This is a genomic window from Kiritimatiellia bacterium (assembly GCA_018001225.1).
Lineage (GTDB): Bacteria > Verrucomicrobiota > Kiritimatiellia > CAIQIC01 > JAGNIJ01 > JAGNIJ01.
In genome coordinates this window covers 1-2,731 of record JAGNIJ010000084.1, presented here as the reverse complement: position 1 = coordinate 2,731, position 2,731 = coordinate 1, and the positions used below count along the sequence as shown (strand labels likewise).

At 64.6% G+C, this 2,731-nt stretch carries 3 protein-coding genes; all 3 read right to left on the bottom strand.

The features are described from left to right. A partial coding sequence (locus tag KA248_15870) for a hypothetical protein (protein ID MBP7831385.1) occupies positions 1-636 on the bottom strand: 636 nt, incomplete at its 3' end. A 1-nt stretch (position 637) separates the two neighbouring features. Beyond that, positions 638-1,357, bottom strand: coding sequence for a hypothetical protein (locus KA248_15865; protein ID MBP7831384.1), 720 nt, complete (start codon positions 1,355-1,357; stop codon positions 638-640). 3 nt (positions 1,358-1,360) lie between these two features. Next, a complete protein-coding gene (locus tag KA248_15860) occupies positions 1,361-2,512 on the bottom strand; it encodes a DUF935 family protein (GenBank protein ID MBP7831383.1) in 1,152 nt (383 codons plus the stop codon). Between the last annotated feature and the right edge of the window lie 219 nt (positions 2,513-2,731).

Here is a 2,731-nt window from a genome sequence, read left to right as displayed (position 1 = left end):
CCCTCGCATACGGGCAAACATCGCGCGGCGCTGCTCGTCAGTCTTGTAGCCGCCCCGCCAGTTGGCGAGGACCACGGCGCGATTGAAAAGGGCACGGTCCCGGCTCCCCAGGGGAATAAGCATCGGCTCGGGTGCAACGCCATCGGCGGCAGCGGCCGGCTTTTCTTGTTTCTTGTTTGAGAGCGGGACCATGCCCGAAATGTTCGGATCGTTGGTAAGCGCCGCGTTGACAAGCCGCAGCGGCCGGACCCGGCTCTCGCCCAGGTCCGTGCATTCATCCTGCCGGAAGACCGGCGAGATGAAGCGATAGCGCCCACCCCGGATCGCCTCCTCGCCCTTGTCCGTCCAGCGAATCTGTGCCCAGAGCCCGTCCGGGCGCTGCTCAAGGGCCGCGATCCAGCCGGCGGCCTCGGTGGGCTTGTCCTGGTCGAGGCTGAAGTGGTCGAAGTCCACGAGGATGCCGGGGAAGTTCGGCGCCGCGGCCTCGCGCTGGAAGGTCTCGATCATCGCGCGGCAGCTATCCGCATCGAGGATCTGCACCAGGCCGGTGGGGTTGTGCTTGAACTCGCCCAGGGCGGAGACCTGGTACCAGCCGTCGGCCGGAACTTCAAAGCGGTTGGGGAGCAGGACGTTCATGTTATCGGCTCCGCTTCGGGCTGCCGGAAAGACCAGGCGCGAGACCTCCGCCGCCGGAGACATACCAGTCAGGGCGGCCCAGGCCCCGATCGGGCAGCGCGATTCGACGACCGTCGGCAGTGATTCTCGAAGCCGGAGCCCCCGCCCTGCCGGCGGCCTTCTTCCCAGCACGAGGAGCGCCCACAACGCCCCCCGTTTTCGGGGTAATCACTCCGGATGCGATCAATGCGTCACCCAGTTCCTTTGACATGCCGCCAGCGAGGTACAGCTCTTGCAACTCTGACTTGCGCTGCTCCGAGATGATCTGCTTCGGCGTGGACGGGGCGCTGGGGATCGGCAGCGTGGTACGATTCCGCTCCCGAACAAGTTCCGCCCCGGACTTCGAAGAATTGCGCGAACCGATGTCCTGGCCTGGGACCATGTTGCCCTGCGTTACGCGAACAGACTGCGGGGATTGACGCACGGTTTCCGTAAAGACGCCGGATCGCGGGGTGTACGGACCGACATCGGAGACGACGGGGCTTACATCCGTGAGGACAACCTTGGACCCGAGCGCGGCGGCTTGTGCGCGACGGGCGTTACTGCGGGCCTGGTCAGCCGTGATGGCATAGCCTTTGGAGCGCCTCGCAAACATGGCCCGACGCTGCTCATCGGTCATGGGCCCGCTGGCGTTGGCCAGGGCGCGTTCAAAGGCCGCGCGATTCATCAGGATCACACTCATGGTTCATCCTCCAGGGGCAGGAGCTTCCAACAGCTTCAGCCCGGTTTTGTCTTCGATCTGCGACTTGTCCACGCGATAGCCGGCCCAGTTCAGGTTGGCGACGGCTTCCAGCATGGTCGGGACGTTGTAGTCTTCCGGCACATCGAACCGGAAATAGGCGGCGTGCGGCTGGCCGGGGAAGAACTCGTTGAGCCAGTGGTCGTCCAGGTCGCGCTGGAAGACCTCGGAGATCCGGGCGGCATCGGAGCGGGCCAACTCCAGAAGGCCGCGACTGTGTGCGCCGCCGGCCAGCGTACCGCTCCCCGATTCAGTCAGCATGGTGAGTAATCCGCCGGTGGCAGCCATGACGATCTGCTGATCGCAATAGGTGATCCGCTCCTGGAACGGCATCCGGGACCTTTGGGCGGTGTCCACGGTCTTCACGTCGGAGCCGTTGGGCAGGTAGCCCCGGCCGTTGGAGACGATCTGCTCGGCCACGGTCTTGTATTCGAGTTCCTTCTCCGGAGTGGTACCCGGCGGGCCAATCAGGAAAATCGAGGGATTGGCGCTCGTTTCGAGGGCCGTGTCCCAGTCGGCGGCGGCGAGCGACTTGCTGAAGAACTGCCGGCTGATGGGCCGGAAGACCGGCGCTGCTTCGAGAATGCAGAAGTTCTTGCGGTCTATGGCCTGACCGGTGGGCTCATGGGGACGGGATTCCGGGTTGAACCGCCACTCCCCGAACATCCCGCCTTGCTTGATCCAGAACCACTGCTCGATGGGCTCGAAGTAGCTGACCATGCTGCTGAACGGGCTGTAGACCTTGTGGAGATGCGCGAAGCCAAGGAACAGGCCGTGGGCCAGGAAGCTCGTCGCCTCCTTGAAGTTCCCGATCCGCTCGTAGGCGTTGCGCAGGAACTCGGCCTGCTCCTTGGCGAGGCCGGGGTCCGCGGTGCCGACAGTGTGGATATCCCAGTCGAGGGCCGTGGTGAACGCCAGCCGGCGGGCGACGGCGGACATGATCGTCACGTCCGAGCGCTCCATGTGGTAGTAGAACCACTGGAGGTCCGCGTGCTGACCACGCTCGGCGTTGTCCTCCATCGCCACGAGCCGGGCCATGGAGAGCCCGCGGATCGGGTTGTAGTAGTCCCGCCAGGTCTGTTTCTTGTTCAGCGCCATTCCGCCTTTGCCCCAAGGGGCTACGGCGGACAGGGCCGCCCCGCCCCATACCGGCAAATCAGCCTTCGCCCTGCGTGGCTTCGGCCGACAAGGAAAAAGGCCAAGCACACAGGTATGCAGCCCTGCATGGCTTGGCCTTTTCCCGGACGCCCGAGGTAGCGAGCCCCTGGCGCTGCCGGTGGTTAAATTGTTAAGGGGAGGCTAATACGTCGCAATATA